Annotated in this window: 17 protein-coding genes and 1 pseudogene; 15 read left to right on the top strand and 3 right to left on the bottom strand. The window is 71.1% G+C overall.

The genetic code is table 11. The annotated features are described in order from the left end of the window. Positions 1–234: 234 nt before the first annotated feature. Complete coding sequence (locus ACF088_RS23740) at positions 235–1,068, bottom strand: peptidylprolyl isomerase (RefSeq protein ID WP_392377769.1); 834 nt, start codon at positions 1,066–1,068, stop codon at positions 235–237. Between the two features lie 169 nt (positions 1,069–1,237). On the opposite strand from ACF088_RS23740, the gene ACF088_RS23735 reads away from it, so the two are divergent. The 4 genes and pseudogenes from ACF088_RS23735 to ACF088_RS23720 all read left to right on the top strand — a co-directional run bounded on the left by ACF088_RS23735 (position 1,238) and on the right by ACF088_RS23720 (position 5,595). Continuing rightward, on the top strand, positions 1,238–1,951 hold the full coding sequence (locus tag ACF088_RS23735) for an MBL fold metallo-hydrolase (RefSeq protein WP_392377768.1): 714 nt from the start codon (positions 1,238–1,240) through the stop codon (positions 1,949–1,951). A gap of 11 nt (positions 1,952–1,962) precedes the next feature. Continuing rightward, positions 1,963–3,225 (top strand): histidine--tRNA ligase, encoded by a 1,263-nt coding sequence (gene hisS, locus ACF088_RS23730; protein WP_392377767.1) that lies wholly within the window; start codon positions 1,963–1,965, stop codon positions 3,223–3,225. Between the two features lie 326 nt (positions 3,226–3,551). Continuing rightward, positions 3,552–4,193 carry a vitamin K epoxide reductase family protein gene (locus ACF088_RS23725; protein ID WP_392377766.1) on the top strand — a complete coding sequence of 214 codons (642 nt, stop codon included), beginning with the start codon at positions 3,552–3,554 and terminating at the stop codon, positions 4,191–4,193. Positions 4,194–4,277: 84 nt separating this feature from the next. Continuing rightward, positions 4,278–5,595, top strand: a pseudogene (locus tag ACF088_RS23720) (replication-associated recombination protein A). 194 nt (positions 5,596–5,789) lie between these two features. Here the strand turns inward: ACF088_RS23720 and ACF088_RS23715 are convergent. Continuing rightward, positions 5,790–6,542: a DUF2470 domain-containing protein gene (locus ACF088_RS23715; RefSeq protein ID WP_392377790.1), complete on the bottom strand. Its 753-nt coding sequence runs from the start codon at positions 6,540–6,542 to the stop codon at positions 5,790–5,792. A 182-nt stretch (positions 6,543–6,724) separates the two neighbouring features. Between ACF088_RS23715 and rpsD the strand changes: the two genes are divergently transcribed. After that, positions 6,725–7,336: a 30S ribosomal protein S4 gene (gene rpsD / locus ACF088_RS23710; RefSeq protein ID WP_030987289.1), complete on the top strand. Its 612-nt coding sequence runs from the start codon at positions 6,725–6,727 to the stop codon at positions 7,334–7,336. Positions 7,337–7,364: 28 nt separating this feature from the next. Here rpsD and ACF088_RS23705 read toward each other — a convergent pair whose 3' ends face one another. Further along, a complete protein-coding gene (locus ACF088_RS23705; protein ID WP_392377765.1) occupies positions 7,365–9,641 on the bottom strand; it encodes an ATP-binding protein in 2,277 nt (758 codons plus the stop codon). Between the two features lie 192 nt (positions 9,642–9,833). Here ACF088_RS23705 and ACF088_RS23700 point away from each other — a divergent pair, with 192 nt between their 5' ends. The 10 genes from ACF088_RS23700 to aroQ all read left to right on the top strand — a co-directional run bounded on the left by ACF088_RS23700 (position 9,834) and on the right by aroQ (position 19,832). Next, positions 9,834–10,283: a DUF948 domain-containing protein gene (locus ACF088_RS23700; protein WP_392377764.1), complete on the top strand. Its 450-nt coding sequence runs from the start codon at positions 9,834–9,836 to the stop codon at positions 10,281–10,283. An 8-nt stretch (positions 10,284–10,291) separates the two neighbouring features. After that, positions 10,292–10,636, top strand: coding sequence for a DUF6167 family protein (locus tag ACF088_RS23695; RefSeq protein ID WP_392377763.1), 345 nt, complete (start codon positions 10,292–10,294; stop codon positions 10,634–10,636). Then, positions 10,636–13,305 carry an alanine--tRNA ligase gene (gene alaS / locus ACF088_RS23690; protein WP_392377762.1) on the top strand — a complete coding sequence of 890 codons (2,670 nt, stop codon included), beginning with the start codon at positions 10,636–10,638 and terminating at the stop codon, positions 13,303–13,305. Before ACF088_RS23695 ends, alaS begins: the two co-directional genes overlap by 1 nt. Positions 13,306–13,319: 14 nt before the next feature. Beyond that, entirely contained in the window at positions 13,320–13,784 is a 465-nt protein-coding gene (ruvX, locus tag ACF088_RS23685) for a Holliday junction resolvase RuvX (RefSeq protein WP_392377789.1), read from the top strand. A 127-nt stretch (positions 13,785–13,911) separates the two neighbouring features. Next, complete coding sequence (gene mltG / locus ACF088_RS23680) at positions 13,912–15,594, top strand: endolytic transglycosylase MltG (RefSeq protein WP_392377761.1); 1,683 nt, start codon at positions 13,912–13,914, stop codon at positions 15,592–15,594. Beyond that, positions 15,591–16,418, top strand: coding sequence for a shikimate dehydrogenase (locus ACF088_RS23675; RefSeq protein WP_392377760.1), 828 nt, complete (start codon positions 15,591–15,593; stop codon positions 16,416–16,418). The genes mltG and ACF088_RS23675 overlap by 4 nt, the downstream gene beginning before the upstream one ends. Before the next feature lie 141 nt (positions 16,419–16,559). Next, the gene (gene aroC, locus ACF088_RS23670) at positions 16,560–17,744 is read left to right on the top strand and encodes a chorismate synthase (protein WP_392377759.1); all 1,185 of its coding nucleotides are present in this window, start codon (positions 16,560–16,562) and stop codon (positions 17,742–17,744) included. Then, positions 17,741–18,298, top strand: a complete 558-nt coding sequence (locus ACF088_RS23665) for a shikimate kinase (protein ID WP_392377758.1) — start codon at positions 17,741–17,743, stop codon at positions 18,296–18,298. The genes aroC and ACF088_RS23665 overlap by 4 nt, the downstream gene beginning before the upstream one ends. Further along, positions 18,295–19,386 (top strand): 3-dehydroquinate synthase, encoded by a 1,092-nt coding sequence (gene aroB / locus ACF088_RS23660; protein ID WP_392377757.1) that lies wholly within the window; start codon positions 18,295–18,297, stop codon positions 19,384–19,386. The genes ACF088_RS23665 and aroB overlap by 4 nt, the downstream gene beginning before the upstream one ends. Continuing rightward, positions 19,383–19,832 carry a type II 3-dehydroquinate dehydratase gene (gene aroQ / locus ACF088_RS23655; protein ID WP_392377756.1) on the top strand — a complete coding sequence of 150 codons (450 nt, stop codon included), beginning with the start codon at positions 19,383–19,385 and terminating at the stop codon, positions 19,830–19,832. Before aroB ends, aroQ begins: the two co-directional genes overlap by 4 nt. The last annotated feature ends 18 nt before the right edge of the window (positions 19,833–19,850 follow it).

Below are 19,850 nucleotides of genomic sequence, written 5' to 3'. Positions count from 1 at the left end.
GATGCCGACGGGGCGTGCGGCCCCCCGGCATCGTCCACAGTTTCTGTCCGGCAGAGCCGCGCCCTGGCCGGTCCGACGGGCTGAATTGCGGGTGAGGGTGGCAGCCGTCGGAGCAGGCACCCTACCCAACGCCAATCTAGGCGACCGGCGGTCTGCTGTCCGCATCCAGCGCCACGAAATTCCGCGGTTCGCACCGGGGCGGCTCCGCGGCGCCGCCCCAGGTCGTCCGGCCGGTCAGGACTTCTTCACGGACGCCTTGTCGATCACGACGGTGGCGTTGGGCGCACTGTTGCGGGTCTGCGGGTCGGTCGTGGAACCGGCCTTGGCGATCTTTCGCAGCACGTCCATACCGCCTGTGATGGTGCCGAACGGTGTGTAGTTCGGCGGCAGCTTGCTGTCCTGGTAGACGAGGAAGAACTGGCTGCCGCCGGAGTTGCGGCTCTTCTCGCTCGCCCCGTCGTAGCGGTTGGCCATCGCGACCGTGCCCGCCGGATAGACGCCGCCCTTGAGCCGCGGGTCCTTGAGGTTCTCGTCCGGGATGGTGTAGCCGGGGGTGCCCCGGCCGGTGCCCTTCGGGTCGCCGCACTGCAGGATGTGGAGCTGCTCGTCGACCAGGCGGTGGCACCTGCTGTGGTCGAAGTAGCCCTGGCCGGCCAGGAAGGCGAAGGAGTTGACCGTGTGCGGTGCCTTGCCGGCATCCAGCTTCAGATCGATCGTGCCGCAGGTCGTCGCCAGTTTCGCGGAGTAGGCGGCCGAGGTGTCGAGCGACATCGCCGGTTCCTTGGCCCAGGTCTTCTGCGACGGCGTGCCCTTCGCGGGCCTGTGGCACGGGTCCGGTGCCCTGGACGGCGTCGGGGCCGCCGCGGGCCGGTCGGATTCCTGGTCGCTGCCGCCCGCGAGTCCGGTGGAGGCGTAGACCGCGGCGCCGGCGGCCAGCGTGACGGCCACGACCGAGGCGATGATCACGTTGCGGCGTTTGGCCTTCCGCCGGTCCGCGCTCCGCCGTTGCTGCTGACGCTCGTACTTCTCGCGGGCGAGCTGCCGCCGCCGCTGATCTTTGCTGACCACCGGTCGTCTCCTTGTCCGATCACTGATCACCGATCGCGCTCGTGCGCCGTGGCCGTACGGTATACGGGTTCGCTCTGCCGGGAGTCCCGCCGGTAGGCTCTGGAGCTGCCGAGATGTCCGGGAGGAGCGGCCTTGCGGGCCGGCCTCCACACCGACCTTAAGGACGAACGTGCTGATTGCCGGGTTCCCCGCCGGGGCCTGGGGCACCAACTGCTACTTGGTCGCCCCCGCCGCAGGCGAGGAGTGCGTCATCATCGACCCGGGCCACCAGGCGGCCCAAGGAGTCGAGGACGCCGTCGCAAAGCATCGGCTCAAGCCCGTAGCGGTCGTTCTCACGCATGGTCACATCGACCACGTCGCCTCGGTCGTCCCGGTGTGCGGCGCGCACGACGTCCCGGCCTGGATCCATCCCGAGGACCGCTACATGATGAGCGACCCGGAGAAGGCCCTCGGCCGCTCCATCGGTCAGCAGCTCATGGGCGAGCTCACGGTGGGCGAGCCGGACGACGTCAAGGAGCTGAGCGACGGTGCCGCCCTGGAACTCGCCGGGATCGAATTCTCCGTCGCGCACGCCCCGGGCCATACCAAGGGGTCGGTGACGTTCAGGATGCCCGAGCAGGCCGACGTTCCGCCGGTCTTCTTCTCGGGCGACCTGCTGTTCGCCGGCTCCATCGGACGCACCGACCTGCCGGGCGGCGACCACGCCGAGATCCTGCAGTCGCTGGCGCGTGTGTGCCTGCCGCTGGAGGACTCGACCGTCGTCCTGTCCGGCCACGGCCCCCAGACCACCATCGGCCGCGAGCGCGCCACCAACCCCTTCCTGCGGGAGGTGGCCGCCGGCCTCGGAGACGGCTTCAGTCCGGCTCCACGACGAGGAATGTGACGAGAGTTTCCGTGAGCACCTTCAAGGCCCCCAAGGGCACCTACGACCTGATTCCGCCGCAGTCCGCCACCTATCTCGCGGTGCGCGAGGCGATCTCCGCGCCGCTGAAGAACTCCGGGTACGGCTACATCGAGACGCCCGGCTTCGAGAACGTCGAGCTGTTCGCGCGCGGGGTCGGCGAGTCCACCGACATCGTGACCAAGGAGATGTACGCCTTCGAGACCAAGGGCGGCGACCAGCTGGCGCTGCGCCCCGAGGGCACCGCCTCCGTGCTGCGCGCCGCGCTGGAGGCCAACCTCCACAAGGCCGGCAACCTCCCCGTCAAGCTCTGGTACTCCGGCTCGTACTACCGCTACGAGCGTCCGCAGAAGGGCCGTTACCGCCACTTCTCCCAGGTCGGCGCCGAGGCCATCGGTGCCGAAGACCCGGCGCTGGACGCCGAGTTGATCATCCTGGCCGACCAGGCCTACCGCGCGCTGGGCCTGCGGAACTTCCGCATCCTGCTCAACTCGCTGGGCGACAAGGAGTGCCGCCCCGTCTTCCGCGCCGCGCTGCAGGACTTCCTGCGCGGACTCGACCTGGACGAGGACACCCGGCGCCGGGTGGACATCAACCCGCTGCGGGTCCTGGACGACAAGCGTGAAGCGGTGCAGAAGCAGCTCGACGGGGCGCCCAGGCTCCGCGACTACCTCTGTGAGGCCTGCAAGGCGTACCACGAGCAGGTGCGCGAGCTGCTGACCGCGGCGGGCGTGGCCTTCGAGGACGACGAGAAGCTGGTACGCGGCCTGGACTACTACACCCGCACCACCTTCGAGTTCGTTCACGACGGCCTGGGCTCGCAGTCCGCGGTGGGCGGCGGCGGCCGCTACGACGGCCTCTCCGAGATGATCGGCGGCCCCGCGCTGCCGTCCGTCGGCTGGGCGCTGGGAGTCGACCGTACGGTGCTGGCACTGGAGGCGGAGGGGATCACGCTCGACATCCCCGCCGCCACCGCCGTGTACGCCGTCCCGCTCGGCGAGGAGGCCCGCCGGGTGCTGTTCGGTGTGGTCACCGAGCTGCGCCGGACCGGTGTCGCCACCGACTTCGCGTTCGGCGGCAAGGGCCTGAAGAACGCCATGAAGTCCGCCAACCGCTCCGGTGCGCGGCTGGCGCTGGTCGCGGGTGAGCGGGACCTGGCCGAGGGTGTCGTCCAGCTCAAGGACCTGGAGAGCGGCGAGCAGACCGGCGTCGCGCTGGACGGGGTGGCCGAGGAAGTCCGGCGCAGGCTGGGCTGAGGCCGCGCGGCGGGATTCCGAGGGGCCCGGACGGCGACCTGCCGTCCGGGCCCCTCGTGCTGTCGGCGTCCGGTGTCAACGCCCGCTGCGCCGTCATCCCGGCGGAGGGTTTTGGACGGGCCGTGCCACCGGCGGCGGCCGGTCCCGGAGCGGGGGCAGGGCGGGCAGACGGGGCGCGAACCTGAGAGAACCCTGTGTACGGAGGGTTCGGCTTTATGTTCATCGCACAGTGGGCCATGGTGGAATTGGGGCAGAATGAACGGCGGTGCCGCGCTCGCGGACCGCTTGCTCAGCCTCATCTCCCACGGGATCGACGGAACGGCGATATGACGACGACAGCGCTTGACGACGTGTCCACCGACGACGACCGCGCGAGCGGCGCGGGCACCATCGGTTCCGGCCGCGGCTTCGCGCTGCTCCTGGTGATCACCGGTGCGCTGGGCATCTTCGCGGCCTGGATCATCACCCTGGACAAGTTCGAGCTGCTGAAGAACAAGAAGTTCACGCCGGCCTGCAGTTTCAACCCGATCGTCTCCTGCACCAACGTCATGAAGAGCGAGCAGGCGGAAGTCTTCGGCTTCCCGAACCCGATGGCCGGGCTGGTCGGCTTCGGTGTGGTCATCGCGATCGGTATGGCCCTGCTGGCCGGCGCCCGCTTCCGCCGCTGGTACTGGATCGGCCTGAACATCGGCACCGGGCTCGCCGCGGTCTTCTGCATGTGGCTGATGTCCCAGTCGCTGTACAGCATCAACTCGCTGTGCCTGTGGTGCACTCTGACCTGGTGCGTCACCATCCTGATGTTCTGGTACACCACCGCGCACAACCTCAAGCACGGCATCATCCCGGCTCCCGAGGGGCTGCGCGGCGCCGTCGTGGAGTTCCACTGGGTCGTGCCCGTGGTCTGGTACGGCGTGATCGCTGTGCTGATCCTCACCAACTGGTGGTCGTTCTGGAGCACGCTGATCTAGTCGGCCGCGCGCACCCACCGCACGCCCCGGCCGCCGTCAACGGTGCCCGGGGCGTTGTCAGTGGGGTGGCATAGGCTCGTGGACGTGGAGCCCGACCTGTTCACCGCCGCTGCCGAAGACCGTCAGGAGAAGGACCCCGCGGGGTCCCCGCTCGCCGTGCGGATGCGTCCGCGCACCCTCGACGAAGTCGTGGGGCAGCAGCATCTCCTCAAGCCGGGCTCGCCGCTGCGCCGGCTGGTCGGCGAGGGCAACGGGGGGCCGGCGGGGCCGTCGTCGGTGTTCCTGTGGGGGCCGCCGGGCATCGGCAAGACGACCCTCGCGTACGTCGTCAGCCAGGCGACGAACAAGCGCTTCGTGGAGCTCTCCGCCATCACGGCGGGCGTCAAGGAGGTCCGCGCGGTCATCGACGGCGCCCGGCGTGCCTCCGGCGGCTTCGGCAAGGAGACCGTGCTCTTCCTGGACGAGATCCACCGCTTCAGCAAGGCCCAGCAGGATTCCCTGCTGCCGGCCGTGGAGAACCGCTGGGTCACCCTGATCGCCGCGACGACCGAGAACCCGTACTTCTCGGTGATCTCGCCGCTGCTGTCCCGGTCGCTGCTGCTGACCCTCGAACCCCTCACGGACGACGATCTGCGCGGGCTGCTGCACCGCGCGCTGACCGATGCGCGCGGCCTGGCGGGCTCGGTCACCCTCCCCGAGGACACCGAGGGGCATCTGCTGCGGATCGCGGGCGGCGATGCCCGGCGGGCGCTGACGGCCCTGGAGGCCGGTGCAGGATCCGCGCTGGCCAAGGGGGAGAAGGAGATCACCCTCCGGACGCTGGAGGAGTCCGTCGACCGGGCGGCGGTGAAGTACGACCGGGACGGCGACCAGCACTACGACGTCGCCAGCGCGCTGATCAAGTCCATCCGGGGCTCGGACGTCGACGCCGCGCTGCACTACCTCGCGCGCATGATCGAGGCGGGCGAGGACCCGCGCTTCATCGCCCGCCGGCTGATGATCTCGGCGAGCGAGGACATCGGCCTGGCCGATCCGACGGCCCTGCAGACCGCGGTGGCCGCCGCCCAGGCCGTGGCGATGATCGGCTTCCCGGAGGCCCGGATCACGCTGAGCGATCGACGCCGCCCTGGCGGACGTCCGGGCCGGTCAGGCGGGTGCGGTGCCCCCGCATCTGCGCGACAGCCATTACAAGGGCGCTCAGAAGCTCGGCCACGGCCAGGGCTATCAGTACCCGCACGACCTGCCGGGCGGTATCGCCGCCCAGCAGTACGCGCCGGACGAGGTGCACGGCAAGCGGTATTACGAGCCCACCCGCCATGGCGCGGAGGCGCGCTACGCCGATGTGGTCGAGCGGGTCCGCGTCCGCCTGCGCTCGGCCTCCGGCGAGGCAGCCACCGAATAGGCCTGGCCGGCGCCGGTCCGGATGCCCTGGCCGGGTCCGGACGGCCCCGGCCGGTCAGCAAGCCCTCGCCGGTCCGGCCGGTGGCTCCCGTGGCCGTGCCGGGGCTCCCCGGCCGTGTCGGCGCCGGGAGTCCCGGCCGGGTGGCTCCCCGACCGCGCGGAGTCCCGGAAGGCCGGGCCGTTCGAGGCCGCGGACTACTCGGCCGCCGCCTCGAAGAGCAGATGCATCGCCCGCCGCAGCCCCGCCACGTCCCGCACGGGCTCGGGGAAGTCGAACCGCGCGTCGAAGGACCGCTGCTCGGCGTCGGTGAAGCGCACCCGCAGGCCGAAGCGGTCCAGGCCCACCGGCACGGCCCGGTCGCGCACCCCGCAGGCTTCCTTGCGGTCGCCCAGCAGGGCACACAGCCCGCGCACCTGCTCGCTGTGCGCCGTGTGCAGATGCTGCAGCAGCTCCGCCTCGTGAGCGGCCAGCGGATCGGGGGCCGCGACGGCGAACTCGTCGGGCTCGACGGGTTCGGCGCCCCACAGATCGTCCACCGCGCCCTCACCGACCTCCAGGCGCAGCATCATCCAGGCGGTCCGCCCGTACCGGCCCGGTGCCGGGGCCGGCTGCAGCGCCTCACCGATGCCGAGCAGCTCGCCCACCGGGTGTCGCTCGGCGAGCAGCATGGCGGCCTCGGCGCGCTGCTCATTGCGTACGGGGGTCAGCCAGCCGGCCACCCAGGCCCGTCCGCGGATCCGATGAGGCACCGAGACCGGTGCGACATCCGTGATCTCCATCACGGCTGTGAGATCGTCGTCCTGTGCGTGTGCGGCCGCCCGAGCCGCCGCACAGTCGCCTGGAACCAGCAACAGCACGTCTCCGCCGGGTGTCACGGTGCGGCAGACGGGAGCCGAGAGACCGGCTTCGTCGGGGTCCTCGACGCCGGGGATGCTCAAAGACGCCATACCATTGGACTCGACGAGGGTTCGTATGCGCTCGGCGGCAGTGGGCTGCTGGGCGTCTTCCACGGGACGCGGCTGACCCGCCTCGGTGCGGTGTGCACTGGGCAGGGGGATCCCAGGTCGAAACATGCGTTCTCCTCGCGCTAAGGTAAGCCTCACCTAACTTACACGGAGGTCCGTTCCACGTGAACCAGTCGCGTCCCAAGGTCAAGAAGTCCCGCGCGCTCGGCATCGCGCTGACGCCGAAGGCCGTCAAGTACTTCGAGGCCCGTCCCTACCCGCCCGGCGAGCACGGCCGTGGCCGCAAGCAGAGCAGTGACTACAAGGTCCGTCTGCTCGAGAAGCAGCGCCTGCGTGCGCAGTACGACATCAGCGAGCGCCAGATGGCGCGTGCCTACGACCGCGCTCGGAAGGTCGAAGGCAAGACCGGCGAAGCGCTGATCATCGAGCTTGAGCGCCGTCTGGACGCGCTCGTCCTGCGGTCGGGCATCGCCCGCACCATCTACCAGGCTCGTCAGATGGTCGTCCACGGCCACATCTCGGTGAACGACCGCAAGGTCGACAAGCCGTCCTTCCGCGTCCGTCCCGGCGATGTCGTGATGGTCCGCGAGCGCAGCCGCGAGAAGCACCCCTTCCAGGTCGCCCGCGAGGGTGGCTACGACACCGACGGTGAGACCCCGCGCTACCTCGAGGTCAACCTGCCGGCTCTGGCGTTCCGTCTCGACCGGGACCCGAACCGCAAGGAGATCCCGGTGATCTGCGACGAGCAGCTCGTCGTCGAGTACTACGCCCGCTAAGCACCACAGCAGGCGCAGCGCCACGCGCTCAGCCCGCCGTCTCCCCGCCGCTCGCGGAGGGGGAGGCGGCGGGCTCGTTCGTGCCGGGCGCCGTGATCCGCACCGTGTGCAGCGGTGCGGGCAGCAGGCCCGCGGTCCGCAGGACCCGGGCCACCGCCGCGTCCAGGTCGAGCCGCTCGCCCGCGCGCCGGCAGCGCTCGTAGCGCTCGTCTCCCAGCCGCTCGCGCGCCTGCTGCTCGCACTGCACATGCGGCTGGTTGAAATGGCGCGAGCCGAACAGCGGCAGCCCCACCGACGGCCAGATCCGCCCGGCGGCTCCCTGCAGCACCGCCGCCTCCTCCGCGTCGCCCTCGCCGAGCGTCACCAGGGCCAGCAGCTCGATCGCCAGCACCGCTCCGAGCAGATCGTGGAAGGTGTGATCGATGGCCAGGCACTCCTCCAGCAGCGCACGGGCCCGCCCGCCGTCGCCACGGGACCAGGCCGCGAAGGCCAGTACGTACTGGGCGTACGCCAGCGTCCAGCGCTCGCCGTGCTCCTCGCACACCTCCAGGACGTCCTCGCACCTGCGCACCGCGTCCGCCAGCTCGCCCTGGAAGGCCACCGCCATCGCCAGCTCGACCTGCCCCAGCAGCACATTGCTGTTGAGCTCGCCGATCTCCCGGTAGCGATCCAGCGCGGCGCGCAGCAGCCTCTCGGCGCGCGGCAGGTCGTCGCTGACCAGCGCCAGACAGCCGGTGCGGTGCAGCGCATACGCGGCCGCGGTGGCGTTGCCGGTCCGCTCGGCCTCGTCACGGCACTCCTGCAGGGCCCCCAGCGCGCCGACGGTGTCCCCCTGGAGCACCGCGACGTAGCCGGCCACCCACAGCGCCTTCAGCCGCGCCTCGTCGTGGGTGCTCTCCAGCTCCAGGGCCCGGTCCAGCCAGTGCCGGCCCTCCGAGAGCCGGCCGCAGCCCACCCAGTAGAACCACAGCGTGCCCGCCAGGTACTGGCCCAGGTGGGTATCGGCGGGAGTCTCCAGGCTCTGTTCCAGCGCCACCCGCACATTGGGCAGGTCGGCCTCGATCCGGGCCGCGATCTCGGCCTGCCGGGAGCTGAACCAGTCCAGTTCGCACCAGGTGGCCAGCCCCAGATACCAGTCGCGGTGCCGGCGCCGCAGCCGCTCGCCGTCGGGCGTCGCCGCCAGCCAGCCCGCCCCGTAGGCCCGTACCGTGTCCAGCATCCGGTAGCGGGCCCCGGCCGCGGTCTCCTCGTGTACGAGCACCGACTGGGTGACCAACTCGGTGAGGACGTCGAGGAGTTCACCGGCCGGCAGCTCCGGCCCCGAGCAGACGTATTCGGCCGCCTCCAGATCGAAGTGCCCGGCGAAGACCGACAGCCGCGCCCACAGCAGCCGTTCCTCGGGCGTGCACAGCTCATGGCTCCAGCCGATCGCGGTACGCAGTGTCCGGTGGCGGGGCGGGGGTCCCCCCGGCTCACGCGGGGCCGGGAGCCCGGACCGGGGCCCCTCCTGCTCGAACGGGGCCGCGAGCCCGGGGGAGCAGCGCGGGCGGGTGCCGGTCAGCAGCCGGAAACGGTCGTCGAGCCGGTGCAGCACCTGGTCCACGGACAGGGCGCGCAGCCGTCCGGCGGCCAGCTCCAGTGCGAGCGGAATGCCGTCCAGCCGGTCGCAGAGCTCGGTGACCGCCGCCTCGTTGGACGGCCCGACGGTGAACCCGGGGACGACGGCGGCGGCGCGCTCGGCGAAGAGGGCGGCCGCATCGGCGGTGTTCATCGGCGGCAGCGGCACGGTCCGCTCGCCGTCGAGCCCGAGCGGCCGCCGGCCCGCGGCCAGCACCTGCAGCCCGGGGGCACGGCGCAGCAGCTGCCCGGTCAGTTCGGCACAGGCGTCGACCAGGTGCTCGTAGCCGTCCAGGACGAGCAGCAGGTCCCGGTCGGCGAGGAGGTCGCACAGCGCGGAGCGCACCGGGCGGCCGCTGTGGCCGGTGGCTCCCAGCGCCTCGGCGACGGTGTGCTCCAGGAGGTGCGGCTCGCGCAGGGAGGCCAGTTCGACCAGCCACACCCCATCGCAGAAGCGATCCTGCAAGATCCCTGCCGTCTGACGGGCAAGCCGGGACTTGCCGACGCCGCCGAGGCCGGTGAGGGTGACCAGCCGGGCGGATTCCAGCTGCCGTGCCAGCGTGGCCAGTTCGTCGTGGCGGCCGATGAAGCCGCCCAGCTCCGCGGGCAGATTCCCCGGCCGGTCAGCCTCCCGCAGGCGCGCGGGGGAGGGACGGGGAGCAGGGCCGGGGCGCGTGAGGCGTCGCATGGCACACGGAGCGTACTCGGCGGGATGCGGACCGTACAATCACGCCTCGGGAATCCCGGGCCCGCGCTCCGCGTCCGAGGGGGAACGGGGTGCGGACGGACAGTCACGGCGCGATAAGGTCAAGGTTGCCGTTCGAGCGGACAGCTGAGCGGGAACGAGCCCAGACCAAATCAGTCGGAGTGTGGTGCCAACGTGTCCGGTGGAGAGGTGGCCGGGATCCTCGTGGCCGTCTTCTGGGCGATCCTTGTGTCGTTCCTCGCCCTCGTGCTGGTGAGGCTCGCGCAGACGCTCAAGGCGACCACCAAGATGGTGGCCGAAGTGTCCGAGCAGGCCGTCCCGCTCCTGGCCGACGCCTCCGTGACCGTCCGCTCCGCGCACACCCAGCTGGCCCGCGTCGATGCCATTGCCGCCGACGTCCAGGAGGTCACCGCCAATGCCTCGGCGCTCTCCTCGACCGTCTCCTCCGCCTTCGGCGGCCCGCTGGTCAAGGTGGCGGCGTTCGGCTACGGCGTGCGCCGCGCGATCGGCAAGAAGGGCGAGGAAGCCCCTGCCGCCGGGCGCGTCGAGCGCACCGTCCTCCTCGGCCGTACCCTGCCCGGCGCCCGCCGTGGCGGGCGCCGCAACCGTCGCTCCAAGGACTGATCACAGCGATGTTCCGCCGCGCATTCTGGTTCACCACCGGCGCCGCCGCCGGGGTCTGGGCCACCAACAAGGTCCACCGCAAGCTGCGCAAGCTGCAGCCCGACAGCCTCGCCGCACAGGCCGCGGACAAGGCCGTCGAGACCGGACACCGGCTGCGCCAATTTGCATTGGACGTACGGGCCGGAATGGCGGACCGTGAAGAGCAGCTGCACGAGGCCCTGGGCCTCGGTGAGACGGGCGAGGTGCGCGAGCTGCCCCCGCCGCGCCGTGCGGTGCTCGAACCGCAGTACCGCACCACGAGAACAACCGGACACACCGGTCTGACCGGACCGACTGGAAAAGAGGACCACTGATGGAGTCGGCTGAAATCCGCCGCCGCTGGCTGCGCTTCTTCGAGGAGCGCGGGCACACCGTCGTGCCGTCGGCGTCGCTCATCGCGGACGACCCGACGCTGCTGCTCGTCAACGCGGGCATGGTCCCCTTCAAGCCGTACTTCCTCGGCGAGGTCAAGCCGCCCGCCCCGCGCGCCACCAGCGTGCAGAAGTGCGTCCGTACGCCGGACATCGAAGAGGTCGGCAAGACCACCCGGCACGGCACGTTCTTCCAGATGTGCGGCAACTTCTCCTTCGGCGACTACTTCAAGGAAGGCGCCATCAAGTACGCCTGGGAGCTGCTGACCGGCTCCCAGGCCGACGGTGGCTACGGCCTCGACCCGGAGAAGCTCTGGATCACCGTCTACCTGGAGGACGACGAGGCCGAGCGCATCTGGCACGACGTCATCGGCGTGCCCAAGGAGCGCATCCAGCGGCTGGGCAAGAAGGAGAACTACTGGTCCATGGGCGTGCCGGGCCCCTGTGGCCCGTGCTCCGAGATCAACTACGACCGCGGCCCGGCCTTCGGCGTCGAGGGCGGCCCGGCCGTCAACGACGAGCGGTATGTGGAGATCTGGAACCTGGTCTTCATGCAGTACGAGCGGGGTGCGGGCACCGGCAAGGAGGACTTCGAGATCCTCGGCGAGCTGCCCAGCAAGAACATCGACACCGGCCTCGGCCTCGAACGCCTGGCGATGATCCTGCAGGACGTCCCGAACATGTACGAGACGGACACCCTCCGGGTCGTCATCGACAAGGCCACCGAGCTCTCCGGCGTGCACTACGGCGCCTCGGACGCCACCGATGTCTCGCTGCGCGTCGTCGCCGACCACATCCGTACGTCCACGATGCTCATCGGCGACGGCGTCACCCCCGGCAACGAGGGCCGCGGCTATGTCCTGCGCCGCATCATGCGCCGCGCCATCCGCAACATGCGCCTGCTCGGGGCCGGCGGGCTGGTCATCGGCGAGCTGCTGGACGTGGTCGTCAAGACCATGGGCCAGCAGTACCCGGAGCTGCTGGAGGACCGCCGCCGCATCGAGACGGTCGCCCTCGCCGAGGAGGCCGCCTTCGTCAAGACCCTGAAGGCCGGCACCAACATCCTCGACACCGCCGTCACGGACACCAAGGCCACCGGTTCCACGGTCCTGCCCGGCGACAAGGCCTTCCTGCTCCACGACACCTGGGGCTTCCCGATCGACCTCACCCTCGAAATGGCCGCCGAACAGGGCCTTTCGGTGGACGAGGACGGCTTCCGCCGCCTGATGAAGGAACAGCGGGACCGCGCCAAGGCCGATGCCCAGGCCAAGAAGAGCGGCCACGCCGACCTGTCGGCCTACCGCGAGGTCGCCGACAAGTCCGGCGCCACGGAATTCACCGGCTACAGCGCCACCGAGGGCGAGTCCACCGTCGTCGGCCTGCTGGTCAACGGCGTCCCGGCGCCCGCCGCCCATGAGGGCGACGACGTCGAGGTCGTCCTGGACCGCACCCCCTTCTACGCCGAGGGCGGCGGCCAGCTCGCCGACACCGGACGGATCAAGCTGGAATCCGGCGCCGTCGTCGAGGTCCGCGACGTCCAGCAGCCGGTGCCCGGTGTCACGGTCCACAAGGGCGTCGTCCAGGTCGGCGAGGTGGTGCTCGGCTCCGCCGGGTACGCCGCCATCGACGTCACCCGCCGGCGTGCCATCGCCCGCGCCCACAGCGCCACCCACCTCACCCACCAGGCGCTGCGCGACGCCCTCGGCCCGACGGCGGCCCAGGCCGGTTCGGAGAACTCCCCGGGCCGCTTCCGCTTCGACTTCGGCTCGCCGGCCGCCGTGCCCGGCACGGTCCTCACCGACGTCGAGCAGAAGATCAACGACGTGCTCGCCCGGGAGCTCGACGTCCATGCCGAGGTCATGAGCATGGACGACGCCAAGAAGCAGGGCGCCATCGCCGAATTCGGCGAGAAGTACGGCGACCGGGTCCGGGTGGTCACCATCGGTGACTTCTCCAAGGAGCTGTGCGGCGGCACCCACGTCCACAACACCGCCCAGCTGGGTCTGGTGAAGCTGCTCGGCGAGTCCTCCATCGGCTCCGGCGTACGCCGCGTCGAGGCGCTGGTCGGCGTGGACGCCTACAAGTTCCTCGCCCGCGAGCACACCGTCGTCTCCCAGCTCACCGAGCTGGTCAAGGGACGGCCGGAGGAGCTGCCCGAGAAGATCTCCGGCGTCCTGGCCAAGCTGAAGGACGCCGAGAAGGAGATCGAGAAGTTCCGCGCGGAGAAGGTGCTGCAGGCCGCCGCCGGGCTGGCCGAGGGGGCCAAGGACGTCCGCGGTGTGGCGTTGGCCGCCGGTCAGGTCCCGGACGGCACCTCCGCCGACGACCTGCGCAAGCTGGTGCTCGACGTCCGCGGGCGGATCCAGGGCGGCCGGGCCGCCGTTGTGGCGCTCTTCACAGTGGCCAATGGCCGCCCGGTGACGGTCATCGCCACCAACGAGGCCGCCCGCGAGCGTGGCATCAAGGCCGGTGACCTGGTCCGTACGGCCGCCAAGACGCTCGGCGGCGGTGGCGGCGGCAAGCCGGACGTCGCCCAGGGCGGCGGCCAGAACGCCGCCGCGGTGCCCGAGGCCATCGAGGCCGTCGAGCGCCTCGTCGCCGAGGCGGCCTGACGCGCGTGATGGAGATGCGACGCGGACGGCGCATCGCCGTGGATGTCGGGGACGCCCGTATCGGGGTCGCCTCGTGCGACCCCGACGGGGTCCTCGCCACCCCCGTCGAGACCGTGCCGGGACGTGACGTCCCGTCAGCGCACCGTCGGCTCAAGGCGATCGTCGAGGAGTACGAGCCCCTCGAAGTCGTGGTCGGCCTGCCCCGCTCCCTCAGTGGGGGAGAGGGGCCCGCCGCGGCCAAGGTCAGGGTCTTCGCCCAGGAGATGGCCCGGAACATCGCACCCGTAGGGGTCCGGCTGGTCGATGAGCGTATGTCGACGGTCACTGCGACCCAGGGACTGCGGGCCTCGGGTGTGCGCAGCAAGAAGGGCCGCTCGGTGATCGACCAGGCGGCCGCGGTGGTGATCCTGCAGAGCGCGCTGGAGGCCGAACGCGTCTCCGGGGAACCCCCGGGCGAGAGCGTCGAAGTGGTCATCTGATCGCGGTACGGTAACGTTCCGCGCGATGTGCGGCGTTCGAACAGCCGCGCGTGCAAGTAGAGGCGGGTCGGATTCAGCAAGCGCGCTGCCGGTCCGGAGCGCACCGCCTCTCGGCTCTAGGGGATCGATGACCGAGTATGGCCGGGGCTACGGCTCCGAACCGTGGCATCCCGAGGACCCGCTCTACGGTGAGCAGGGCACCTCCGGAGGCCAGGCGCAGCAGCCCCAGTGGGACGGGCAGCAGGCCGCCCGGTATCCCCGGCAGCACGCCGACCCGTATGCCGAGCAGCAGTACAACGGCGGCAACGGCGGCTGGGACGGTACGCAGGGCGGGCAGCTGCCGTACGACCCGTACGACCCCTACGGGCAGCAGCCGCCGGTCGACCCGTACAGCGGGACGAGCCCCGACTACTACGCCACCCCCGATGCCTATCCGCCGCCACAGCCGCAGCATCTGCAGCAGCAGGCGCAACAGCAGCAGATGCAGCAGCAACAGCAGTACCAGCAGGCGCCGCACCCGCAGCAGCAGAGCCCGCAGTATCCGCAGCAGCCGGAGCCGCACTACGACGACGGCAACGGCCCCGGTGACGACTGGCGGGCCGAGCCGGAGCCCCGCGAGCCGGAGCCGGAGCATGCGTTCTTCGCGGGCGGCGGGGACGACGACCACGACGACGACCCGCGCGATACCCGCCGGGCCGGCCGCGAGCGCCGTGGCAAGAAGAACAAACGGCGCAGCGGCACCGCCTGCCTGGTCGTCGCGCTGGTCTTCGCCGGAGCCGTGGGCGCGGTCGGCTACTTCGGCTATGACTTCTTCATGGCCCACTTCGGATCGGCCCCCGACTACGAGGGGGAAGGGTCCGGCGAGATCCAGGTCGATATTCCGGACGGTTCGACGCTTTCGGAAATGGGTCAGATTCTCCAGCGCGAGGGCGTCATCAAGAGCGCCGGCGCCTTCACCGAGGCGGCCGGTGAGAACCAGAAGGCGAACTCCATGCAGCCGGGGACGTACTCGCTGCGCAAGCAGATGTCGGGCGCCGCGGCCATCGAACTGATGCTGGATCCCAAGAGCCGTAACGGCCTCACCATCCGTGAAGGGCTGCGGGCCGGCGACGTCTACAAACTCATCGACCAGAAGCTGCACCTCAAGGCGGGCACGACCAAGGGCGTCGCCAAGAGCGACGTCAAGAGCCTCGGGCTGCCGTCGTGGGCCGACGACTCGCCGAAGATAAAGGACCCGCTGGAGGGGTTCCTTTATCCGTCCACGTACAGCGTGGGCGGCAAGGTGAAGCCGGCCGCGGTCCTCAAGCAGATGGTGGCGAGGGCGAACCAGGTCTACACGAGGTACGACCTGGAAGGTAAGGCCCGCCAGCTCAAGCTCGACTCGCCGATGCAGCTGCTGACCGTCGCCAGCCTCACGCAGGCCGAAGGCAAGTACAAGCATGACTTCCTCAAGGTCGCGCGCGTCGTCTACAACCGTCTCAAGCCGAACAACACCGAGACATACGGCCTGCTGGACTTCGACTCGACGGTGAACTACGCGAAATCCCAGAGCACACTGGACACCGGTTCCGTCGACAACCTGCGCAATTTCAACGATCCCTACAACACCTACAAGTTCAAGGGACTGCCGCCGGGCCCGATCGGCAACCCGGGTGAAGTGGCGCTGAAGTCGGCCATCGCCCCGGCCAAGGGCAACTGGTACTACTTCGTCTCGATCAACCCGGAAAAGACGTTGTTCGCCGAGACGAATGAAGAGCACGAGCGAAACCGGCGCATCTACGAAAAGGAACACGAGAAAACCCAGCAATGAGCACCACACGTCGAGCAGCGGTCCTCGGATCCCCCATCGCGCATTCCCTCTCGCCGGTGCTGCACCGCGCCGCCTACCGGGAACTCGGACTGAGCGACTGGACCTACGACCGCCACGAGGTCGACGAAGCGGCGCTGCCCGCTTTCATGGAGCGCCTGGACGCCACCTGGGCGGGCCTGTCGCTGACCATGCCGCTCAAGCGGGCGGTGATCCCGCTGCTCGACGGGATCAGCCCCACGGCGGCCTCGGTCGAGGCGGTGAACACCGTCGTCCTCGCTGCCGACGGGCGCCGCCTCGGCGACAACACCGATATTCCCGGCATGCTCGCCGCGCTGCGCGAGCGGGGGGTGCGGCAGGTCGAGCGGGCGTCGGTGCTGGGCGCCGGCGCCACCGCCTCCTCGGCGCTCGCCGCGCTCTCCCGTATCTGCACCGGTGAGGTCACCGCATACGTCCGCAGCCGGGCACGCGCCGACGAGATGCGCGGCTGGGGCGAGCGGCTGGGCGTCACGGTCCGCACTGCCGCCTGGGAGGACGCCGCGGCGGCCTTCGAGGCGCCGCTGACCATCGCCACCACCCCGGCGGGCACCACCGATGCGCTCGCCGCAGCCGTCCCCGACCGGGCCGGCACGCTCTTCGACGTTCTCTACGAGCCCTGGCCGACGACACTTGCCACCGCCTGGGCCGCTCGCGGCGGTGCCGTGGTGGGCGGCCTCGACCTGCTGGTCCACCAGGCCGTACTGCAGGTGGAGCAGATGACGGGGCGGTCTCCGGCGCCCCTGGCCGCGATGCGCAAGGCCGGGGAGGCGGCGCTCGCCGCCCGCTGACCCGTCCGGTCCGGCCCGGTCCGGTCCTCGCTGTCCGCGCACGCCCGGTCCGCCCCCTGGACTGGGCGCTGCCCGTCGCCCGCGACGTGGGAGGATCGGGGGGAAGACCGTACGCGGATGAGCAGTACATGAGGAGCACCGTTGAGCAGGTTGCGCTGGCTGACGGCGGGGGAGTCGCACGGCCCCGCACTCGTGGCGACGCTGGAGGGCCTTCCGGCCGGAGTCCCGATCACCACGGAGCTGGTGGCGGACGCCCTGGCCCGGCGCCGGCTCGGCTATGGCCGCGGTGCCCGGATGAAGTTCGAGCAGGACGAGGTCACGTTCCTGGGCGGGGTGCGGCACGGCCTTTCGCTGGGCTCGCCGGTGGCCGTGATGGTCGGCAACACCGAGTGGCCCAAGTGGGAGCAGGTGATGGCGGCCGACCCGGTGGACCCGGAGGAGCTGGCCGCACTGGCCCGTAACGCGCCGCTGACCCGTCCCCGCCCCGGCCACGCCGACCTCGCCGGGATGCAGAAGTACGGCTTCGACGAGGCCCGCCCGATCCTGGAGCGCGCCTCCGCCCGCGAGACCGCCGCCCGGGTCGCCCTGGGCGCGGTGGCCCGCTCCTTCCTCAAGGAGACGGCCGGCATCGAGATCGTTTCGCACGTCGTCGAGCTGGCCGCGGCCAAGGCCCCGTACGGGGTCTACCCGAGGCCCTCCGACGTGGAGAAGCTGGACGCCGACCCGGTGCGCTGCCTCGATGCGGACGCGAGCAAGGCGATGGTCGCCGAGATCGACCAGGCCCACAAGGACGGCGACACCCTCGGCGGTGTGGTCGAGGTGCTGGCCTACGGCGTGCCGGTGGGCCTCGGCTCGCACGTCCACTGGGACCGGAGGCTGGACGCCCGGCTGGCCGCCGCCCTCATGGGTATCCAGGCGATCAAGGGCGTCGAGGTCGGCGACGGCTTCGACCTGGCGCGGGTGCCGGGTTCGAAGGCCCATGACGAGATCCTTTCGACCGACGACGGGATCAAGCGCAGCTCGGGCCGCTCCGGCGGCACCGAGGGCGGGCTGACCACCGGCGAGCTGCTGCGGGTGCGGGCCGCGATGAAGCCGATCGCGACGGTGCCGAAGGCGCTGGCGACCATCGATGTGAGCACCGGTGAGGCGGCCAAGGCGCACCACCAGCGCTCGGACGTCTGCGCCGTGCCGGCCGCGGGCATCGTCGCCGAGGCGATGGTGGCCCTGGTCCTGGCGGACGCGGTGGTGGAGAAGTTCGGTGGCGACAGCGTGCCGGAGACCCGCCGCAATGTGCAGACCTTCCTCGACAATCTGGCGATCCGATGACGTCGCCGGTCGTCGTGCTGATCGGCCCGCCCGGGGCCGGCAAGTCGACGGTGGGCGCGCTGTTGGCCGACCGGCTGGGCGTCGGCTACCGGGACACCGACGCCGATATCGTCGCCACGGCCGGCCGGCCGATCGCCGAGATCTTCATCGACGAGGGCGAGCCGTACTTCCGCGAACTGGAGCGGACGGCGGTTCGCGACGCGCTGGAGAGCCACCCCGGTGTGCTCTCGCTCGGCGGCGGCGCGATCCTGGACGACGGCACCCGCAAGCTGCTGGCCGGCCTGCCGGTGGTCTTCCTGGACGTCCAACTCGCCGATGCCGTCAAGCGGGTGGGCCTCGACGCGCCCCGCCCGCTGCTGGCCGTCAACCCGCGGAAGCAGTGGCGTGAGCTGATGGAACGCCGCCGCCCGCTGTACACCGAGGTTGCGCGTGCCGTGATCGCCACGGAGGAACGCACCCCCGCGCAGGTCGCCGAGGCGATCCTGGACGCTTTGGAGCTACGGCAGGCCGCGGGGCAGACCCCGCAGGCCGCCCACAGGGAGGAACAGGCATGACGGAGCAGGCCACCCGTATCCAGGTCGGCGGCACGGCGGGCACCGACCCGTACGAGGTGCTCGTCGGGCGGCAGCTGCTCGGCGAACTCGCGGGCCTGATCGGCGAGAGCGCGAAGCGGATTGCGGTGCTGCACCCCGAGGCGCTGGCCGCCACCGGTGAGGCCCTGCGCGAGGACCTGGCCTCCCAGGGCTACGAGGCGATTGCCATCCAGCTGCCGAACGCCGAGGAGTCCAAGACCGCCGAGGTCGCGGCGTACTGCTGGAAGGCGCTGGGCCAGTCCGGCTTCACCCGCAGCGATGTGATCGTCGGCGTGGGCGGCGGCGCCACCACCGACCTGGCCGGCTTCGTCGCCGCGACCTGGCTGCGCGGAGTGCGCTGGATCGCGGTGCCGACGACGGTCCTGGGCATGGTGGACGCGGCGGTCGGCGGCAAGACCGGTATCAACACCGCCGAGGGCAAGAACCTCGTCGGCGCCTTCCACCCGCCGGCCGGAGTGCTCTGCGACCTGGCCGCGCTGGACTCGCTGCCGGTCAACGACTACGTCTCGGGTCTGGCCGAGGTCATCAAGGCCGGCTTCATCGCCGACCCGGCGATCCTCGAACTGATCGAGTCGGACCCGGAGGCCGCCAAGCGCCCGGACGGCGCGCACACCGCCGAGCTGATCGAGCGGGCCATCCGCGTCAAGGCCGAGGTCGTCTCCGCGGACCTCAAGGAGTCCGGGCTGCGCGAGATCCTCAACTACGGCCACACCCTCGCGCACGCCATCGAGAAGAACGAGCGCTACAACTGGCGGCACGGCGCTGCCGTCTCCGTCGGCATGGTCTTCGCCGCCGAGCTCGGCCGGATCGCCGGCCGCCTGGACGACGCCACCGCCGACCGGCACCGCTCCGTGCTGGAGTCCGTCGGGCTGCCGCTGACCTACCGCGGCGATCAGTGGCCCAAGCTGCTGGAGACGATGAAGGTCGACAAGAAGTCCCGCGGCGACCGGCTGCGCTTCATCGTCCTGGACGGCCTCGCCAAGCCGACCGTCCTGGAGGGCCCGGACCCGGCCATGCTGCTGGCCGCCCATGCGGAGATCGCGGCATGAGCGGCGGCACCCGGCGGGTGCTCGTCCTCAACGGGCCCAATCTCGGCCGGCTGGGCTCCCGTGAGCCCGAGGTCTACGGCGCCACCTCCTACGCCGGACTGGTCCAGGAGTGCGCCCGGCTCGGCAAGGAGCTGGGCTTCGAGGCCGAGGTCCGGGAGACCAACGACGAGGGCGAGATGATCCGCTGGCTCCACGAGGCCGCCGACGGGTCGATCCCGGTCGTCATCAACCCGGGTGCCTTCACGCACTACTCGTACGCCCTGCGGGACGCGGCCGCCCAGCGCACCGCCCCGCTGATCGAGGTGCACATCTCGAATCCGTACGCGCGCGAGGAGTTCCGCCACACTTCGGTCATCGCGGCCGTCGCCAGTGGCACGGTCGCCGGCTTCGGCATCGGCTCCTACCGGCTCGCGCTCCGTGCGCTGGCCGAGGAACTGAACGGCTGACGCCCCCTCGGGCACGTT

This window comes from Streptomyces sp. NPDC015125 (genome assembly GCF_043080045.1).
Taxonomy (GTDB): domain Bacteria; phylum Actinomycetota; class Actinomycetes; order Streptomycetales; family Streptomycetaceae; genus Streptomyces.
This window is presented reverse-complemented; position numbering and strand designations above follow the sequence as displayed.